This is a genomic window from Parapedobacter luteus (assembly GCF_900168055.1).
In the GTDB taxonomy this organism is placed as follows: Bacteria; Bacteroidota; Bacteroidia; order Sphingobacteriales; family Sphingobacteriaceae; genus Parapedobacter; species Parapedobacter luteus.
Genome location: NZ_FUYS01000010.1, coordinates 130,172 through 148,052 on the forward strand (window position 1 = coordinate 130,172; position 17,881 = coordinate 148,052).

A 17,881-nucleotide genomic window follows, 5' to 3' on the forward strand; every position below is an offset into this window, starting at 1 on the left:
CGCACAGCCGCCTTCCTTCCTTATACATGCCGACTTACGATTTGCGCTTACCGTGCCCAGGTTGCGAATAGGAGGGCGGGTCGCTGGCCGGAAAGGTTTGCTCGACTTCCTCGTCCATCCTACGCTCTTGTTTTTCCCTTTCTTCGTCCTTCTCTGTTTCCTTCAGATCGTCTTTTTCCTCATTTTCCGGTGGTGTTGTTTTCTTGTTGTCGTTCATGGCTAACTACTTGTTTGCTGTACGGAACATTCCGTTTGAAGGAAAACAATCAGGAGCAGTCGATGTTTTCCCGAATATAAAACCACAGGCTCCGTGTATACTTTCTTTACACGAACAGCGACTGTTGTTTATAGGGGCTTTCATGTTCGAGTAACCATTTTTTCCGCCACAGTCCTCCCGCATAGCCGATGAGGGAGCCGTCACTGCCGATGATCCGGTGGCATGGCACCACAATCCAAAAGGGGTTTTGTCCGTTGGCCGCCGCTACTGCACGAATAGCTTTCACATCGCCTAACCTCCGTGCGAGCTCCAGATAGGAGCAGGTTTTCCCAAACGGGATGTCAAGTAAAGCCTGCCAAACCCGACGTTGAAAGTCGGTGCCTTTAAAATTCAGCGACAAGTCGAACGTCGTGCGTTTCCCGTCAAAGTATTCCTGCAGCTGTTTCACCGCTGGTTTGAGACTCTCTGGAACAATTGCCGAAGTTGGTGTGGTTCCTGGATCGGAGATGGAAATCGATGTAAGGCCGCTTGTGCTGCCTTTGATGGCAGTAATACCGAGCGGGGTCTGTATAAAGGCTTCTTGGGGCTCCATACGCAATGATACTGAATTTCCGTCAGCTTGCCGGATGATTTCTTTAACTTTGCCACCACCATGCAGCGTTTCTCGCATCCCATCTATAATATACCATTTGCCTTACTTTGCCTGAGCTCGCTACTGTTTTCTGCGAGTTTTAACATGCTGATTCCCGAGCTGCCGGCATACTTGAGCAGCTTGGGCGGCGGTGAATACAAAGGGCTTATCATTGCCCTGTTTACGCTTACGGCCGGTATTTCTCGCCCGTTCAGCGGCAAGTTGACCGACACGATAGGCCGTGTGCCGGTGATGGCTGTGGGATCTGTGGTTTGTTTTGTATGCGGATTCCTTTATCCTGTGCTGGGCAGTGTGGCGGGCTTCCTGTTCCTAAGGCTTGTTCACGGATTTTCCACTGGTTTCAAGCCCACGGCCACAGCAGCGTACGTGGCTGATGTGGTGCCCAGGGCGCGTTGGGGTGAAGCGGCGGGTATCCACGGGCTTTGCTTCAGCATGGGGATGGCCATTGGTCCGGCGGTGGGCAGTGCCATCAGCCAATATTATTCCATCGATGCATTATTTTATTGCTCGTCAGTTTTTGCATTGCTTTCCATCGTGATATTGATGAATATGAAGGAGACTTTAGCTCCGGAACAGCGGCAACCGTTGCGGTGGTCATCCTTCCGCATCGCGCGCACGGATATCATTGATGGCCGCGTAATGCCAGCGGCCATTGTTACCTTGCTGTCTTATGTGGCCTATGGAGTCATTTTGACGCTGATTCCCGACTGGTCGGGGCATCTCGGTGTGGCCAACCGGGGCGTGTTTTTCGTCGTTTTTACGATCGCTTCATTGTTGATTCGCTTCGTTGCTGGCCGGCTTTCCGATCAGTATGGTCGGGTGGTGGTGATCAAGTATGGGCTGATTGCCCTTATATTATCGTTATCTATATTGGGCTGGGGCGATAACCTCCTTTGGCTGATGGTGGGGGCGGCCGTATACGGGATCGCTACCGGTATTCTTTCTCCGGCGGTAAACGCTTGGACGATAGACCTCAGCCATCCTCAACATCGTGGCAAAGCAATGGCTACCATGTATATCGCGCTAGAGGCAGGAATCGGTATCGGGGCATTGGTGTCGGGTTGGATATACCATGATGCGGTTTTCCGTATACCGCTTATTCTATATGGCGCTGCTGGTGTAGCAGTCATTGCCTGGTTATATCTTTTGGGCTACCGGAACGACAGCAGCGGCGAAAAAATTACCAACTTGTGATCTCGGCCAATTCGTTATGTTTGCGTTATGATTGTTTATAGTTCCAAAGACTGGTTTCATGCTACGTTTACGTTGCATAAGTCCGATACGATACGCAAACTATTCCCGTTGCTGCTACTGATGGGTCTGTATTCATGGGGAATTGCCTATTGGGAACTCGAGTATTTAAAACTGTCCGAGCGGAGCTGGGTAAGAAACATCACGATTTTGCACAATCTATTGGGGTTTGTTATGTCTATCCTGCTGGTCTTTCGTACTAATACAGCATATGATCGCTGGTGGGAGGCACGGAAGCAATGGGGAGCATTGACCAACGCGAGCCGCAACATGGCCATTAAGTTAAATGCCTTCCTTACACCACAAGATGAGGCCAACCGGGATTTTTTCCGGAAAACCATTGCTATGTACGCCCATACGCTGTTTGAGCATCTGCGTTCAAATAGGACGAAGTTTATGCTCGATGAAAAATACCACTCCGAATTTGAAGTGCTGGACAGCCGCAAGCATGGGCCGAATCAGGTGGCTGCGCTGCTGTACACCCGTACGAATCGTCTGTATAAGGAAGGTTTGCTTACCGGCGACCAATTGATTGTGGTTAACAACGAGTTGTTGGCGCTGACCGATATTTGCGGCGCTTGTGAGCGGATCAAAAATACGCCCATACCCTGGTCATACAGCTCGTTTATCAAGAAGTTTATCATCCTCTACGTCGTTACCCTACCGCTGGGTTATGTGTTTTCCATGGGGTATTTCGTTATTGCCGCGGTGCCATTTGTCTTTTACGTGATGGCATCATTGGAAATTATCGCCGAATCCATTGAAGATCCGTTTGGGGAAGATCCCGACGACCTACCCATTGACAAAATGGGAGAGAATATCCGTAAACATATAGAAGAGATTATCCGCTGAGGGACGACCGCTCATTGCATATCAAACAGGTGTTTCTCTGCGTGGTAGGACGATCGTACCAACGGACCACTTTCTACGTACTTAAAGCCCATCCGTAATCCGACTTCTTGATAATACTTGAACTGGTCGGGAGTAATCCACTCCACCACGGGATGGTGTGCCTTGGTGGGCTGCAGGTATTGACCAAGGGTGAGAATATGCACGCCCGCTTCATAGAGGTCGGTCATCGCCTCGATGACATCAGATTCTGTCTCGCCGAAACCGAGCATGATACCGGATTTGGTACGCAGCCCGGCAGCGGCGATGCGGCGTAGGCAATCCAAGCTTCGGTCGTACTTGGCCTGTATCCGCACCTCGCGGGTAAGACGGCGTACAGTCTCGAGGTTATGCGATACCACTTCAGGCCGCACGGCCAGCACGCGTTCCAGGTTTTCCCAGTTGCCTTTGAAATCGGGGATGAGGGTTTCCAGCGTAGTGCCGGGGCTTTCGCGGCGGATGGCATTGACGGTCTCGGCCCAAATGGTGGAACCCCCGTCTTTGAGGTCATCGCGGTCCACCGAAGTGATCACACAATGCTTCACCTGCATGAGTTTCACCGATTGAGCCACCCGGTTGGGCTCATCCCAATCAACCGCCAAGGGCCGTCCCGTAGCGACGGCACAGAATGAACAAGAGCGGGTACAGATGTTGCCCAATATCATGAAGGTGGCCGTGCCGGCGCCCCAGCACTCACCCATATTGGGGCAGTTGCCACTCTCGCAGATGGTATGGAGTTTGTGTTCGTCTACCAATCCGCGCACATGCCTGTATTCTTTACCTACCGGTAGCTTTACGCGCAACCAATCGGGCTTACGTTGCAATTGGTTTGCTGGAATGACGGGAAGTTCAATCATAAAGGCAAAGTTAGGGATTAATCTTGAAATTGTCTATACCTACTCCCCGGTGCCCGATATTCTGACATTCGGTAAGCAAACATCGGCACGTTAGCCCGCCGCCCTTGCACAGATTGTTTAATTTTCCTTTGTCGACTCATACCCTGCAAGCAGGGCATATTCTGCCGCAAAGGCAAACTCAAACATCCCTTCAACGTTGTGGTTGTCTTCATTCCATCCCTGCAGCAGGTCGGGAGGCAGTAAGCCGTTATGCAGGAAATTGTCGTACCCGTAGTCAAGGTTTTGCTGATATGTATTGATATACGGGCCAACTTGGTCATAAAAGGGATAAGCCGCTACATACGCACGCATAAGTACCCCATTGAACCAGTTGTTGAAACCGCTTACGTCGTATACGTAATATCCAGGTAGTGTTTCGCTCATCTTGGCGAAGTGCCAAAAACTGTTGTCGGACAGGCTCTTTAGGTCATCCAGGTAAGTTGCTTTTTGGGTTACACGGTAAAGATCTACTGCGCCGGAGAGTATCGCCCCTGTGTTGTAGGAATATGGTGGCCCCACGCGGTCGGTCAAAGGCGTGTTGGCACGGTATCGAACGCCATTATTTATTTCGTAGGTGATTTCACAATTTCTGCAGCCTCCTAAAAAGTCGTCATACACACCATCGTTCCGTAGCAGGTGTTTTTTTTGCCAGGCATACACGGCTTCCGCAAACTGTAGGTAGTAGTCGCTCTTTTTCATCGCCTTTGTTTCACGGTTACCGTTAGTGCCGATGTAGCGGTGGGTAATTTCTTCGTTATTGTCGGCATATCGTTCATGTAGCCATACCAACGAGCTAATAAAGGGACCGTTGCTACAGGCATGTTTGGTGGTATAGCCGGGACCCCATGGGATACCACCATGCTCCTCGCCCGATTCATCGCGTGTGCAGTCCCACCCATCCAACACGTAGCTTGTCAGGTATTCAGCTTGCTCAAGATATCGGGGTTCTCCGGTGAGCTGATAGGAATGTAGTAGCTCCCTGACCAGCCATTGCTGGTCGTCGTATACATTCTCGATACCGGCAACGTTGGCGGTACCCTTGCTGGAGGAACGATGCACGCCATAGACCGACCATTCGCGGGTTTGGGTAAATGAAGTCAGTTCGAAGGTGCCCTGGTAGTAGGCCAAGTTGTCATACAGCCGGTGGAGCAGATTGCAATAACGCCCGAAGTGCGCATCATAACGTGCATGCTGCCCCTGTGCCTGTTGCGTCTCCAACGCATGCAGGATGGCATTGACGGCTTCTATTGCAGCCGTGTACATCCATACACTTCCTTTTTCCTCCGAACGTACGTCGGTATAGGGATTGTAGAACCGTGCCATGGCCATGTCGTCGCCGCTGAAGTAACGAGCAACGGCCTCATCGGCGATTTCGATGGCGCGCATTAAATTTCGCCCCGAAATATCGGCGTTGGCGGTATCAGTCATATTCCCGTCATCGCCGGCAGGGCCTTGGTTTTCCCAACTGCTTGGACCGTCACTACAGGTAACCGAGGCTAATGTAAGTGACAAATATAAGAGTATTAGCGATTTCATGTTTTTTAGTTTTGTAAGTCACGCAGTACCCTTGGGGAAACAAAAAAGGAGCTTTATAGCTCCTCTAGTTTTTCAGCGGTTACTTCCGCTTTGATTTTTGTTTCCAGTTCATCCATTAAATCCGGATTGTCAAGGAGCAAATTCTTCACGGCGTCGCGTCCCTGCCCGAGTTTGGTGTCGCCATAACTAAACCAGGATCCGGATTTTTTGATAATATTGAAGTCTACCCCTAAATCAATGATTTCGCCGGCTTTGGAGATGCCTTCGCCAAACAAGATATCAAACTCGGCGACACGGAATGGGGGAGCTACTTTGTTCTTTACAATCTTTACTTTTACCCGATTGCCGGCTACTTCATCTGCATCCTTAATTTGCGCCATGCGACGGATGTCTAAACGCACTGAGGCGTAAAATTTGAGGGCGTTACCACCGGTGGTTGTTTCCGGGTTACCAAACATGACACCGATTTTTTCGCGCAATTGGTTGATGAAGATGCAGCAGCAGTTTGTCTTGGAAATCGTGCCGGTAAGCTTACGTAGGGCCTGGGACATCAAACGGGCTTGGAGTCCTACCTTGGAGTCGCCCATCTCGCCCTCAATTTCACCTTTGGGTACAAGGGCAGCGACAGAGTCTATGACGATAACATCGATAGCTCCGGAGCGGATTAAGTTGTCAGCAATTTCCAATGCTTGTTCGCCATTGTCAGGCTGGGAAATCAATAAGTTTTCAATGTCTACACCCAGCTTTTTCGCGTAATATTTGTCGAACGCATGCTCCGCATCAATGATGGCAGCAATACCACCTTTTTTCTGAGATTCGGCGATGATGTGTGTGGCCAACGTTGTTTTACCGGAAGATTCAGGACCATATATTTCGATGACCCTGCCTTTCGGCACACCGCCGATACCTAAGGCAATATCTAGCCCGATGGAACCGGTGGATATGGCATCTATAGGCTCAACTGCAGAATCACCCAACTTCATGATCGTGCCCTTCCCGTACGATTTCTCCAGTTTATCTAAAGTAAGCTGTAGCGCCTTTAATTTATCTTGGTTGCTCATAGTTTTAGTAATTATTCAGTCAAAGGTAAAATTTATTCGGATTATATACTAATTTTTTTCGTTTTTTTTGTTGACGGCTGGTCGCCGTTATTATTCGGCTACGGCTGCACCGGGTTCTGGGACATTCAATCTTCTCGATTTTGAAATGTCTTCTGGTCTGCTAACCTGCCAACTTTCTCATAGTACCGGCACATCCATGTAATGGGGCATTCCTCACATTTGGGCTTCCGGGCTATACAGATATATCGGCCATGTAAAATTAACCAATGGTGGGCAATTGCCAAAGTGTCTTTCGGTAAATATTTGACCAATTGTTTTTCAACGGCGAGTGGAGTCTTGGCGTTATCGGTAAGTCCGATACGATTGGCTACCCGAAACACATGTGTATCCACGGCGATAGCCGGGGCGTGGTAGATCACGGATGCAATAACGTTGGCGGTTTTACGGCCTACACCAGGGAGCTTTTGAAGGTCTTCTATCTTTTGTGGTACAACGCCACCGAAATCACTTATCAGCTTTTGTGCCATTCCCACCAAGTGTTTCGCTTTGTTGTTTGGATAACTTACACTTCGGATATATGTGTAGACTTCATCCGGAGAACTTGCGGCGAGGCTTTCGACGTCAGGAAAACGGCTGAACAACGCAGGCGTTACCTGATTGATTCGTTTGTCCGTGCATTGCGCGGAAAGGATCACTGCTACGAGCAATTCATAGGGATTGCTATAATTCAATTCGGTCTGAGCATCTGGATTATGAGTAGAAAAATGGGCAACAAAGGCCCGGTACCGTTCCTTCTTGAGCATTGCTGTTTCTCATATCAATGGCGTACGCCTGGCCTTAGAGTAGGAGGTGATTTTGCTGATGCTCCGGGCATGTGGTTGACGTAGAAGTGCATCCATCTGGCCTTTTATCAGATCATAGAGCAATTCGTCATCAAAATCCAGCCGGATGTTTTCCTTGTCTAATTTTTTGATGATTCCCTGGGTAGGGATTTTCGTGGTATAAGTTTCTGTCATAAGCATCAATCAATAAGTCATACGTACATTATAACGCCATAAACAGCGTATTAGTATGATGCTTGGTGATGGTCTGGGAAATTTTGCTATTTATTAGCGGGTTCTGCGGCTTTTTCAGCAGCGAGCTGGAGTGCCTTATATGCATTTACGATACCACCTGTTACGCAAATTTCATTCATGGACACCCGCATGCTCCGGCCGTCGGGTCCGGTTACTTTTACCCGCTGGTCTACGCGTGTGACAGACTGCATGATAATGCGCTTCACCTCCACTGCTGGAAGCTGCGGATAGTAGGAGCGTATTAGCGCCGCAAGCCCGGCTACCACGGGAGCAGCCATGCTGGTGCCCTGCTGGTCCTTGTAGGTCGAGCCAGGCATGGTCGAGTGGATATCGACACCGGGAGCAAATACATCAACTGATCGGCGGCCATAGTTGGAGAACGAAGCGATCAGATTCCCGTCATTTTTCCAGTGGCTAGCGCCTACTTCTATCCATGCGTCGGCTTCTCCTTTATTGATGCCCAGGCTGTCGACGTAATTGCGGTTGGGAAAGTTGGGATTGGCGTCGTTATCCTGGCCTTCGTTGCCAGCTGCGTGGACAAGAAGTACATCATTTTCCATGGCAAACTGCACAGCGTCATCCACCACCTGCTTGTCTTTGGCGAATGCTTTGCCAAAACTCATATTGATGACTTTTGCGCCATTTTCCACCGCATACCGGATGGAATTGGCTACGTCCTTGTCACGTTCGTCTCCATCAGGTACAGTGCGTAGCACCATGATGCGCACATCATCCGCCACGCCTTTGATGCCCATGTCATTATTGCGTATCGCTCCAATGATACCGGCCACATGGGTGCCGTGATCGGCGTCCGGACCAATGACGTCGGGATTGCCGTAATAGCGTTCACGACTGTTTTCATAGTCATCGCCTACAATAGGACGGGAGTCGTACTCTTTGTTGAGGTGGTAGTTGACTTGGTTATTGAAGTGGGTAACCCCCTCTTCGAGCTCTTCATAAAATTTATTGAAATCAGGCTTGTCTTTCAGTTCTTTACGGACAATTTTCAATGCCATCTTTTCGAAATCCCCTTCGGGTCGATAGTTGTCAAAGTCAGCAAGCGTCGGGTTTTCCTTGCCCATCCGGGCCACCATCGTATCGATTGTACGTTTCAAGCCGGTGTAACTAATCTGCCCGAACCGTGCTTCCTGCATTTTGTTGGCATAGTAAGTGACCATTTTTTGGTATTCCTGGAATTCCCTGCGTTCTTCTCCGCTCATGGGGGTAGTGGGCAGCACGGATACGTACTTAGGCTCCAGTTCCCTCACCAAGCGTGTTACCTCCAAATTGTCATATTGCACGTTTTCACCGTTGGCATTGCCCAAAAAATTCCATCCATGCTTGTCGTTGATGTAGCCATTGCCGTCTTCATCAACACCGGTGATCGTACTGTCTTTTTCGTTTATCCAGATGATATCTTTAAGATCTTCGTGATTGACATCTACACCGCCGTCAATCACGGCGACAATTATGGGGGTGCTTTTTTTGTCTTTCAGTAACTGCTCATAAGCTTTCTCAGTGCTAATACCCATAACCCCATCTTGCTCATAATCCAGATTGAACCAATTGGCAGGCGGCGTATTTTTTGTTTGTCCGAAAGAAAAAAGGGGTAACAGAATGATGAAAAATGCATTGAGCAATTTGTGGAACGCCATACAGTGGTTTCTTTTAAAGTGTGCGGGCAAATATACTGTTTATTGCCGCGACGTAATGATTAAAATTCATCTTTTGCGGTAAGCTGTTCAATGGCGGACAAGCGGCCGGCAACTTACCTAACAAAGACGCGAATCGTCTCATTTTGATAGGTATCGGGGGAAAAAGTTTAATCCATTAATGAGAATTTATTCCAGATCATCATAAAACTTATTCTTCAGCGGTGGTTGGAGAGCAGTATCAGGCAAACGCATAAACACAAAAGAAAACAAACACTTGTTAAAAAAAGCAATTTTATCTTAGTTTGTATTGGAGTAACCACCGTGTGAACAAAGCATCTTATTTGACAACTGTGCTACCGTTTTTCCTAACGTGTCTGGGTGTGCCGCTCCACACTTTGCGAATAGTTGTTTCACATTGGTTTATTATTAGCTTTTACTCTCATGGATACTAAAATTATTTATATGTTGCTAATGAGCACAATAGCTTCCGCTTGTACCCAAACCAAAATTAGTCGGACACCGTATGAATGGCCTGATGCCGATGCGCCTGTGGCGGACATAAAGCCGCATGTCCGTACACTACATGGGGATACGGTGATTGATAATTATTTCTGGCTGAACGATTATTTCAAAAAGGGGCCCGATTCGGCAGCCGTTATTGCCTACCTCGAAGCGGAGAATCAGTACACCGATACAATGATGAAGGATACCGAGCCGTTGCAGGCAAAGCTATTCGACGAAATGAAAGGCCGCATCAAGGAGCAAGATGAATCCGTGCCATACTTCAAAAATGGCTATTATTATTACACCCGTACCGAAGAAGGTAAGCAGTACTTCAAATACTGCCGGAAAAAGGGCTCGCTGGATGCGTCCGAAGAGGTGCTCCTTGATATCGATGCCATGGCCGAAGGATACCCGTATTATGCAGCAGGAGGCTTCAATGTTAGTCCAGATAACAAGTTGCTTGCTTATGGTGTGGATACCGTGTCGCGGCGTCAGTATACCCTTTATGTCAAAAATTTGGAGACCGGTGAAATCTTGGAAGACGTGATTTCCGGTACGTCGGGCGGGTCTGTATGGGCTAATGATAACCGGACACTTTTTTATACAAAAAACAATCCGTCTACGTTGCTTACGGAGAAGATTATGCGGCATGCCTTGGGTACCGATAGCAAAGAAGACGTTACAGTATATCACGAGCGGGACAATACAAACTATATCGGGGTAGCCAAAGCCAAGTCAAATAGATTTATTTATATATACTCCGGGGGTACGCTGTCATCCGAAATCCGTTATTTGGAGGCGGATAATCCGGCAGGTACCTTTAAGGTGTTTCAACCCCGTATGAAGGATGTGCTATACAGTGTGACGGCGTTGGAAGATCGGTTTCTCATTGTGACCAACCACCATGCTCAGAACTTTAAGCTGATGGAGTGTCCATTGGATCGCACTGGAGTAGAAGACTGGCAGGAGGTAATCCCTCACCGGGAGGATGTGCTGTTGGAGGATGTGGAGGAGTTTAAGGATTTTTTGGTGGTGTCCGAACGTAAGAATGGGCTTGTTCAGTTGGCTATCCGAAATTTGAGAGACGGCACAGCGCATTACTTGGATTTCGGGGAGGAGGCCTATACGGCTTACGTATCCGCTAATCCCGCGTATGAAACGGCTACACTTCGCTATGGCTATACCTCACTTACCACGCCTTCGTCTACATACGATTATGACATGAATATGCGAGAAAAGAGGCTGCTGAAACAACAAGAGGTAGTCGGGGGTTATAATGTGGCGGATTATGTGACCGAGCGCTTGTATGCTCCCGCCGAGGACGGTACGCGGGTGCCTATCTCGCTGGTGTACAAAAAAGGGGTGAGAAAGGATGGCAACGCTCCATTGCTATTGTATGGATACGGCTCGTACGGAGCCACGATGGATCCATCGTTCAGCGCTGCGCGGTTGAGCTTGTTGGATAGAGGATTTGTCTATGCGATTGCTCATATACGGGGCGGACAGGAAATGGGCAGGCAATGGTACGAAGACGGCAAGATGCTAAAAAAGAAAAATACATTTACCGATTTTATTGCGTGTGGCCGGTTTCTGGTGGCGGAGCGGTATACTGCCCCCGAACATCTGTATGCGATGGGAGGCAGTGCGGGCGGACTATTGATGGGGGCTGTAGTGAACATGGCACCCGACCTATGGCATGGTATCGTCGCACAGGTTCCGTTTGTGGATGTAGTCAACACCATGCTTGACGAAACCATACCATTGACAACCAACGAGTATGACGAATGGGGAAATCCCAACGATGAAGAAGCATACCTATATATGAAAAGCTATTCCCCTTACGAAAACATAGCGGCCAAGAACTATCCCAACATATTGGTGACTACCGGCTTGCATGATAGCCAGGTTCAGTACTTTGAGCCTGCTAAGTGGGTAGCTAAGCTACGCGCGATGAAGACCGATAATAATGTGCTCCTCCTGAAAACCGAAATGGACTTTGGGCACGGTGGCGCATCCGGACGGTTTGATTACCTTAAGGAAGTGGCCTTGGAATACGCGTTCCTGTTGGCACTGGAAGGGGTTAGGGAGTAGACGAGGATGTGTTTTTTTCCTGCGCTTCTTTTTTTCGCATCTCGAAATTCTGTACGGCATTTCTGCTCGCTCTTGAAGAGGCGAATATGGCACCTGCGGCGAGGATGACGATAATGATGATCCCCCAGATTCCCTTGCGCCTGTCCTGCTTCATCAACCAGATGAGAAAGGCGATGAGTGGTATAGCGAAAATAACGATAAAAAACCAACTGGTTCCAGTCATAATGCCACAAAGGTCGGAAGAAAACCTATGGTTTGCAAATATTGGTAAATGTTAAAACAGCTATTAATCGTTAAAAAATATTTGGTTAAAGAAAAAAAGCTTATATTTGGCACCCAAATTGCAGCAAGGCTGTAATAGCTTTAACGATGAACACAAAAACTATAATCGCAGCGCCTACCGTGTCGTGCTTTCAGCGCCACACGATGTGTTTTTTGTGTGAAAAATCAACCGCCGAACGACCGGTGCTTCGATTCCGACGACCCATATTGCCCCGGGCTTAATAGTGGGGCATCCCTTCCGAAAAACGTACAGTATTAGGTCCGATAGCTGTACATCATCAATGATTTTTAGCGTTTTTTTACATCATGGAAGACACACAACTTCGGTTGGCTGTTTTCAGTTTTTGAGGTCCTTATTCAATGGAACTTTCAGATTTTTTGGTAATTCCTGCAACCGAACAGCATGTTGGTTATGCCCAACAGATTTGCGATGAAATGGCCGAATCGGCAAAAGCCAGGGGGACTGGTATTGCTCGCCGCAGTCCGGAGTACGTAGCAAACAAGATGCGGGAGGGGAAGGCAGTGATAGCGCTGCGCAAATCAGACAAAGCCTGGGCTGGCTTTTGTTATATCGAAACCTGGAGCCACGGCGACTTTGTGGCCAATTCAGGGCTGGTAGTTAATCCCCAATTCCGGAAGGTAGGGTTGGCAAAGGCCATAAAAAAACGTATCTTCGACCTCTCCAGGGAGAAATATCCCAAAGCGAAGATATTTGGGCTTACTACCGGATTGGCGGTAATGAAAATCAATTCAGAACTGGGATACGAGCCAGTGACATATTCCGAGCTTACACAAGATGAAGAGTTTTGGAAAGGCTGCCAAAGTTGTGTTAATTATGATATTCTCACGGGCAAGCAGCGCAAAAATTGCATGTGTACAGCCATGCTTTGGGATCCGGTAGAAAAAGAAAGGGAATTGCGCGAACGGATCGAAATGAAGGCGAAGGCGAAGGAACGGCTGAAACAGATTACCAAGAAGTCGTCGCTTTTAAAACGGATAGAAGCGAAATTGTGGAAATCCACCAAGAAGATGATTACGGCTTTTATAGCCCGGCATCCAAGAACGGTATAGTTACATCATTTACTAAAATAATAATGAAGAAAGTCGTATTAGCATTCAGTGGAGGACTCGACACCTCGTTTTGTTGTATTTATTTGTCAAAGGATCTGGGGCTGGAGGTCCATTCGGTCGTTGTCAACACAGGCGGATTCTCTGGGGATGAGCTCGCTCAAATTGAACAGCGGGCGTATTCCCTTGGCGTAAAGTCACATGCCGTGGTAGACGAGACACAAAACTATTACGACAGCAGCATTAAATACCTTATTTTCGGCAATGTGTTGAAAAATGCCACTTATCCGCTTTCTGTGAGCGCCGAACGGGTGAGTCAGGCTACCGCTATTGCCAACTATGCCAAGAAAATCGGTGCAGAATATGTGGCCCATGGCAGTACCGGTGCGGGCAATGACCAGGTGCGGTTTGATATGATTTTCAATACCCTCATCCCCGAGGTGGCGATCATCACACCGATACGTGATCTAAAGCTGAGCCGGGAGGAAGAAATCGAATACTTACATAAGCACGGTGTTGCGTTTAATGCTGAAAAGGCACGCTATTCCATTAATAAAGGTATCTGGGGTACTTCTGTAGGCGGGAAAGAGACACTCACTTCGCATGAAACCTTGCCTGAGGAAGCTTGGCCTACACCGGTGACTTCCGAGACGCCCCGCCGCGTGACCATTGATTTCGAAAGAGGCGAGCCGGTGGCATTGGATGGCAACCGTATCGGTCCTGTGAAGGTCATACAAGAACTGCAGGCCATCGCTCAGCCGTATGGCATTGGACGGGATATCCACGTGGGCGACACCATTATTGGTATCAAAGGCCGCGTAGGATTCGAAGCGGCTGCGCCTTTGGTTATCATTAAGGCGCATCATACGCTGGAGAAACATACACTTACTAAATGGCAATTGAGCTGGAAAGATCAACTGGGGGCGTTTTACGGCAATTGGATGCACGAAGGGCAGATGCATGATCCAGTGATGCGAGATATTGAGGCATTCTTGCAAAGCGCTCAACAAACCGTAACCGGTAAGGTCTTCGTCGAATTGCATCCATATCGGTTTGTTGTAATAGGTGTTGAATCGCCGCATGACCTCATGTCCAATAAATTTGGAAGCTATGGTGAAATGAATAATACTTGGTCCGGTGATGATGTAAAAGGATTCTCCAAGATATTTGGCAATCAAGTGTCTATTTGGCACAAGGTGAACGAAAAGCAGTGAGCATGACCAAACTTAAAATAGGCATTATTGGTTCGGCGGGATATACAGGCGGCGAACTGTTGCGCATCCTGATTTATCATCCTTATGTCGATATTGCATTTGCGCATAGTGCGAGCAATGCGGGCAATAAGGTTTCAGACGTGCACACGGACTTACTTGGTGATACGGATTTGCGCTTCAGCGACATGCACCACAACGATATCGATGTGCTGTTTCTCTGCGTTGGCCATGGCGATGCCCGGAAATTTTTGGAAGCCAATGTCATTGAGCCGCACGTGAGGATTGTTGATCTTTCACAAGACTATCGACTAAGTGATAACTCTGTTTATCAAGGTGTTTCTTTTGTGTATGGTTTGCCTGAACTGCAACGCGAAATCATTTGTACGGCACGGTATGTTGCCAACCCGGGGTGTTTTGCCACGGGTATCCAGTTGGCGCTGCTACCATTGGCTGCCAACGGGCTGCTACCGAATCAGGTTCATGTGAATGCGACAACGGGGGCTACGGGTGCGGGCCAAAAGCCTTCGGCGACTTCGCATTTCAGTTGGCGCAATAATAACTTATCCGTCTACAAAGCCTTTACCCATCAGCACCTGCAAGAAATAACAGAATCATTGGAAACGTTACAGCCTGGTTTCCTGCCGGCCGACGGAAGCTCATTGCTGCAAAGGGCGCAACAGCGAATCAATATGATCCCTCAACGGGGTGATTTTACTCGAGGTATTCTATCAGCCATTTATTTGGATAGCGAGCTTAGTGAAACCGAGGCTTACGCGCTGTATGAGGCATATTATGCCTCGCATCCGTTTACTCATGTAAGTAAGAAAGCTATCGATTTGAAACAGGTGGTGAATACAAACAAATGCCTCCTGCATGTGGAGCAGCACGGCGATAAACTGTTTATCGTAAGCATTATCGATAACCTGCTTAAAGGAGCCAGTGGCCAAGCCGTGCAGAATATGAACCTGTTGTTTGGCCTTGAAGAGACGGCCGGCCTACGATTGAAGAGCGTGGCATTTTAAGTGCATAAGCCTACGGATCAAACCGCGGGCTTATGCCGAAATACTTCATCCAAGCTTTCAAAAATTGCGCGTTTTGCCTTCTCAAGCTCAATTTTGCTATGAGCTGCGGAGACGAATCCTACCTCATAGCCCGAAGGGCCGAGGTAAATGCCCCGATTGAGCAGTTCGCGGTGAAAGGTTTTGTAGTACTCCATGCTGGCTGGATCAATGTCGCTGGCTGCCCGGATATGGGCTTTATCGGTAAACGCAAACCAGAAGATTGAACCTACGTTGAGCACGTTAACCCGATAATTTTTAGCCTTGGCATATCGCTGGATAGCGTCGGCAAATTCTTCGGTTTTGGTATTGAGATTTTTATAGAAGTTGCTCGTGCGCAATTCGGTGAGTTGTGCTATTCCTGCTGCCATAGCAACCGGATTGCCTGAAAGCGTACCCGCTTGATAAACGCCGCCGTCGGGCGAAATAAGGCGCATCAGTTCGGTTGAAGCACCGTATGCGCCGACGGGCATCCCCCCTCCGATAATTTTGCCATAGGTGATGATATCCGGCTGTACGTCATAGTGGGCAGCGGCGCCCTCAAATCCCAAACGGAAGCCCGTGATGACCTCATCAAAAATGAGCAAGCTGCCGTTTGCCTTGGTGATATCCCTCAAGGATTGTATGTACGCGCTTTCTTGGATAAGTAAACCATTGTTTGACGGGATTCCTTCGATGATGACCGCTGCAATCTGTTCTTTGAAGTTCGCGAAGGCTGTCTCCAAGGCCGTCTTATCATTCAAGGGGATAACAATCGTTTCGTCTGCAAACGCCTTTGGTACACCAGCCGAAGAGGTTTCGCCAAAGGTAACCAAACCCGATCCAGCTTTGACCAGCAGTGCGTCGGAATGGCCATGGTAGCAGCCTTCGAATTTGATAATCTTATCGCGCCCGGTATACCCACGAGCCAGGCGAATGGCAGACATCACCGCCTCCGTACCCGAACTGACGAAGCGTATTTTTTCAATGTACCTGTTGTTTTTGAGTATAAGCTCGGCAAGCTCATTTTCCAGTGCTGTGGGGGCGCCGAAGCTTAATCCTTTCGCAAGCGTTTTGGTTACCTTTTCGCGTATTTTAGGGTGATTGTGGCCCAATATCAGAGGCCCCCATGAACAACAGAAATCGATAAACTGGTTCCCGTCAGCATCCCAAAGGAAGCAACCGTCACCACGTTCAATGAATAACGGGGTGCCGTAAACCGATTTGAATGCCCGCACGGGTGAGTTAACCCCGCCCGGGAAATAATTTTTGGCTTTTTCATAAAATTCTGCAGACTTCTCCCGTGAGATATCTCCTTTCTTTCCGGCTGATGGCCGGGTGTCATCGCTTCCGCCAAAAGCTTTTTTCAGTGAATTCAGCATAATAAATATGATCGTGTTTTTCTTTATTCCCTAAAGCCATTTCTTTTCCAGCACTTCCTTCGCATGGTAGGTGAGGATTGCGGTGGCGCCCGCACGCCGTATACCCATAAGCACCTCCATCGTGGCCCGTTGCTCATCAAGCCAGCCGTTGCGCGCAGAAGCCTTGATCATGGCGTATTCCCCGCTTACGTTGTATGCAGCAATTGGTAGGTCAAAATTGTCTTTGAGTAATTTGATGACATCCAAATAGGGGAGCGCAGGTTTTACCATCAAGAAATCGGCACCCTCTTGCGTGTCCAAGTGGGCTTCTATCAAGGCTTCCCGTTGATTTGCCGGATTCATTTGATACGTCTTTTTATCACCGTGCTTTGGGGCTGAATTCAGCGCATCACGGAAGGGGCCATAAAAAGCGCTGGCATATTTTGCGGTATACGACATGAGGGATACCTTGGAGAAGCCGTTTTCATCCAGTACCTTACGGATATAGCCGATCCGGCCATCCATCATATCCGATGGGGCAATAATATCAGCGCCAGCCTGTGCATGGGCCAAGGCCATCTTAGCCAGAATGTCCAAGGTTTCATCATTGAGGATTTCGCCATTTTCAACAATGCCATCGTGTCCGTCGCTGCTGTAAGGATCCATCGCTACGTCCGTGACCACGCAGGCCTCGGGGAAATGCTGTTTTACCTCACGGATGGCCCGAAGGTATAAGCTGTCTTCCCGTAAGCTTTCGGACGCATATTTGTCTTTCAGTGCCTCGTCAATATTGGGGAACAGATCAAATGCACGTAATCCAAGGTTCAAGCACGCCTCCACTTCCCGTAGTAACCTATCAATGGAGTATCGGTAAATACCTGGCATAGACGCCACCTCTGTCTGTACATCCTTTCCGTCGATGATAAACAATGGGAATATCAGATTGGAGGCGCTTAGTCGTGTCTCCTGTACCATATCACGTATAACCGCCGATTTGCGGTTCCTTCTAGGACGTATCAGCATGTGTTCAGTATCTTTATTTTGTGTGTGCTATAGCCGTGCCGGGCATCAGGTACAGCTATAATTCCAAAA

At 48.4% G+C, this 17,881-nt stretch carries 17 protein-coding genes; 6 read left to right on the forward strand and 11 right to left on the reverse strand.

The genetic code is table 11. The features are described 5' to 3' along the window. Positions 1 to 34: 34 nt before the first annotated feature. Positions 35 to 217 (reverse strand): hypothetical protein, encoded by a 183-nt coding sequence (locus B5X72_RS16850; protein ID WP_079718090.1) that lies wholly within the window; start codon positions 215 to 217, stop codon positions 35 to 37. 106 nt (positions 218 to 323) lie between these two features. Then, positions 324 to 887: a methylated-DNA--[protein]-cysteine S-methyltransferase gene (locus B5X72_RS16855; RefSeq protein WP_245826973.1), complete on the reverse strand. Its 564-nt coding sequence runs from the start codon at positions 885 to 887 to the stop codon at positions 324 to 326. Here B5X72_RS16855 and B5X72_RS16860 point away from each other — a divergent pair. Together B5X72_RS16860 and B5X72_RS16865 are read left to right on the forward strand one after the other, a co-directional pair. Continuing rightward, positions 870 to 2,063, forward strand: coding sequence for an MFS transporter (locus tag B5X72_RS16860; RefSeq protein ID WP_079718092.1), 1,194 nt, complete (start codon positions 870 to 872; stop codon positions 2,061 to 2,063). The two genes, B5X72_RS16855 and B5X72_RS16860, sit on opposite strands and share 18 nt — an antisense overlap. Positions 2,064 to 2,090: 27 nt before the next feature. Continuing rightward, positions 2,091 to 2,972: a bestrophin family protein gene (locus B5X72_RS16865; RefSeq protein ID WP_079718093.1), complete on the forward strand. Its 882-nt coding sequence runs from the start codon at positions 2,091 to 2,093 to the stop codon at positions 2,970 to 2,972. A gap of 11 nt (positions 2,973 to 2,983) precedes the next feature. Here B5X72_RS16865 and lipA read toward each other — a convergent pair whose 3' ends face one another. From lipA to B5X72_RS16895, 6 genes are all read right to left on the reverse strand, one after another. After that, positions 2,984 to 3,865 (reverse strand): lipoyl synthase, encoded by an 882-nt coding sequence (lipA, locus tag B5X72_RS16870; RefSeq protein ID WP_079718094.1) that lies wholly within the window; start codon positions 3,863 to 3,865, stop codon positions 2,984 to 2,986. A 117-nt stretch (positions 3,866 to 3,982) separates the two neighbouring features. Further along, positions 3,983 to 5,440: a glycoside hydrolase family 76 protein gene (locus tag B5X72_RS16875; protein ID WP_079718095.1), complete on the reverse strand. Its 1,458-nt coding sequence runs from the start codon at positions 5,438 to 5,440 to the stop codon at positions 3,983 to 3,985. Positions 5,441 to 5,493: 53 nt separating this feature from the next. Then, a complete protein-coding gene (gene recA / locus B5X72_RS16880; protein WP_079718096.1) occupies positions 5,494 to 6,501 on the reverse strand; it encodes a recombinase RecA in 1,008 nt (335 codons plus the stop codon). Between the two features lie 125 nt (positions 6,502 to 6,626). Then, complete coding sequence (nth, locus tag B5X72_RS16885; RefSeq protein ID WP_079718097.1) at positions 6,627 to 7,304, reverse strand: endonuclease III; 678 nt, start codon at positions 7,302 to 7,304, stop codon at positions 6,627 to 6,629. A 9-nt stretch (positions 7,305 to 7,313) separates the two neighbouring features. Continuing rightward, complete coding sequence (locus B5X72_RS16890) at positions 7,314 to 7,517, reverse strand: hypothetical protein (protein WP_139378750.1); 204 nt, start codon at positions 7,515 to 7,517, stop codon at positions 7,314 to 7,316. Between the two features lie 86 nt (positions 7,518 to 7,603). Continuing rightward, entirely contained in the window at positions 7,604 to 9,232 is a 1,629-nt protein-coding gene (locus B5X72_RS16895) for a S8 family peptidase (protein ID WP_079718099.1), read from the reverse strand. Positions 9,233 to 9,703: 471 nt separating this feature from the next. Between B5X72_RS16895 and B5X72_RS16900 the strand changes: the two genes are divergently transcribed. Further along, positions 9,704 to 11,827 carry a S9 family peptidase gene (locus tag B5X72_RS16900; RefSeq protein ID WP_245826975.1) on the forward strand — a complete coding sequence of 708 codons (2,124 nt, stop codon included), beginning with the start codon at positions 9,704 to 9,706 and terminating at the stop codon, positions 11,825 to 11,827. Here the strand turns inward: B5X72_RS16900 and B5X72_RS16905 are convergent. Continuing rightward, positions 11,817 to 12,050, reverse strand: coding sequence for a hypothetical protein (locus B5X72_RS16905; protein WP_079718101.1), 234 nt, complete (start codon positions 12,048 to 12,050; stop codon positions 11,817 to 11,819). The two genes, B5X72_RS16900 and B5X72_RS16905, sit on opposite strands and share 11 nt — an antisense overlap. Before the next feature lie 419 nt (positions 12,051 to 12,469). Between B5X72_RS16905 and B5X72_RS16910 the strand changes: the two genes are divergently transcribed. From B5X72_RS16910 to argC, 3 genes are read left to right on the forward strand one after another with little or no spacing between them, the layout of a single operon-like run. Further along, positions 12,470 to 13,180: an N-acetyltransferase gene (locus B5X72_RS16910; protein WP_079718102.1), complete on the forward strand. Its 711-nt coding sequence runs from the start codon at positions 12,470 to 12,472 to the stop codon at positions 13,178 to 13,180. Between the two features lie 20 nt (positions 13,181 to 13,200). Next, positions 13,201 to 14,391, forward strand: coding sequence for an argininosuccinate synthase (gene argG / locus B5X72_RS16915; protein ID WP_245826977.1), 1,191 nt, complete (start codon positions 13,201 to 13,203; stop codon positions 14,389 to 14,391). 2 nt (positions 14,392 to 14,393) lie between these two features. After that, positions 14,394 to 15,413 carry an N-acetyl-gamma-glutamyl-phosphate reductase gene (gene argC, locus B5X72_RS16920; RefSeq protein ID WP_079718104.1) on the forward strand — a complete coding sequence of 340 codons (1,020 nt, stop codon included), beginning with the start codon at positions 14,394 to 14,396 and terminating at the stop codon, positions 15,411 to 15,413. 17 nt (positions 15,414 to 15,430) lie between these two features. On the opposite strand, the gene hemL is transcribed toward argC, so the two are convergent. Both hemL and hemB read right to left on the reverse strand, forming a co-directional pair. Continuing rightward, positions 15,431 to 16,810, reverse strand: a complete 1,380-nt coding sequence (gene hemL, locus B5X72_RS16925; RefSeq protein WP_079718105.1) for a glutamate-1-semialdehyde 2,1-aminomutase — start codon at positions 16,808 to 16,810, stop codon at positions 15,431 to 15,433. A gap of 30 nt (positions 16,811 to 16,840) precedes the next feature. Continuing rightward, positions 16,841 to 17,812, reverse strand: coding sequence for a porphobilinogen synthase (hemB, locus tag B5X72_RS16930; protein ID WP_079718106.1), 972 nt, complete (start codon positions 17,810 to 17,812; stop codon positions 16,841 to 16,843). Positions 17,813 to 17,881 lie beyond the last annotated feature (69 nt).

Bases quoted from the DNA above. Each gene is read 5' to 3' on its own strand.
- B5X72_RS16850 (WP_079718090.1), bottom strand. From the start codon at position 217: ATGAACGACAACAAGAAAACAACACCACCGGAAAATGAGGAAAAAGAC.
- B5X72_RS16860 (WP_079718092.1), top strand. From the start codon at position 870: ATGCAGCGTTTCTCGCATCCCATCTATAATATACCATTTGCCTTACTT.
- B5X72_RS16855 (WP_245826973.1), bottom strand. From the start codon at position 887: ATGCGAGAAACGCTGCATGGTGGTGGCAAAGTTAAAGAAATCATCCGG.
- B5X72_RS16865 (WP_079718093.1), top strand. From the start codon at position 2,091: ATGATTGTTTATAGTTCCAAAGACTGGTTTCATGCTACGTTTACGTTG.
- lipA (WP_079718094.1), bottom strand. From the start codon at position 3,865: ATGATTGAACTTCCCGTCATTCCAGCAAACCAATTGCAACGTAAGCCC.
- B5X72_RS16875 (WP_079718095.1), bottom strand. From the start codon at position 5,440: ATGAAATCGCTAATACTCTTATATTTGTCACTTACATTAGCCTCGGTT.
- recA (WP_079718096.1), bottom strand. From the start codon at position 6,501: ATGAGCAACCAAGATAAATTAAAGGCGCTACAGCTTACTTTAGATAAA.
- nth (WP_079718097.1), bottom strand. From the start codon at position 7,304: ATGCTCAAGAAGGAACGGTACCGGGCCTTTGTTGCCCATTTTTCTACT.
- B5X72_RS16890 (WP_139378750.1), bottom strand. From the start codon at position 7,517: ATGACAGAAACTTATACCACGAAAATCCCTACCCAGGGAATCATCAAA.
- B5X72_RS16895 (WP_079718099.1), bottom strand. From the start codon at position 9,232: ATGGCGTTCCACAAATTGCTCAATGCATTTTTCATCATTCTGTTACCC.
- B5X72_RS16900 (WP_245826975.1), top strand. From the start codon at position 9,704: ATGAGCACAATAGCTTCCGCTTGTACCCAAACCAAAATTAGTCGGACA.
- B5X72_RS16905 (WP_079718101.1), bottom strand. From the start codon at position 12,050: ATGACTGGAACCAGTTGGTTTTTTATCGTTATTTTCGCTATACCACTC.
- B5X72_RS16910 (WP_079718102.1), top strand. From the start codon at position 12,470: ATGGAACTTTCAGATTTTTTGGTAATTCCTGCAACCGAACAGCATGTT.
- argC (WP_079718104.1), top strand. From the start codon at position 14,394: ATGACCAAACTTAAAATAGGCATTATTGGTTCGGCGGGATATACAGGC.
- hemL (WP_079718105.1), bottom strand. From the start codon at position 16,810: ATGCTGAATTCACTGAAAAAAGCTTTTGGCGGAAGCGATGACACCCGG.
- hemB (WP_079718106.1), bottom strand. From the start codon at position 17,812: ATGCTGATACGTCCTAGAAGGAACCGCAAATCGGCGGTTATACGTGAT.